Annotated in this window: 1 protein-coding gene; it reads left to right on the forward strand. The window is 60.8% G+C overall.

The genetic code is table 11. From position 1 onward, the window contains the following. The coding region (locus SB659_RS19510) for an ATP-binding cassette domain-containing protein (RefSeq protein WP_410551597.1) at positions 1-273 on the forward strand (273 nt) is incomplete at both ends.

Below are 273 nucleotides of genomic sequence, written 5' to 3' on the forward strand. Positions count from 1 at the left end.
GGCATGGTGTTCCAGCACTTTCATCTCTGGCCCCATCGTACTGCGCTTGAGAACGTGACCGAGGCACTGCGTTTGGTCAACGGCCTTTCCCGTCGCGATGCCGATGTAGAAGGCATAGCCATGCTCGAACAGGTCGGCCTTGCTGACCGAGCGGGTCACTTTCCAGAGAGCCTTTCGGGCGGTCAGAAGCAGCGCGTGGCCATTGCTAGGGCGCTCGCCATGAAACCCCGGGTAATGTTCTTCGATGAGCCCACCTCGGCGCTCGACCCTGAG

The organism is Arthrobacter sp. SIMBA_036, assembly GCF_046535135.1.
Taxonomy (GTDB): domain Bacteria; phylum Actinomycetota; class Actinomycetes; order Actinomycetales; family Micrococcaceae; genus Arthrobacter.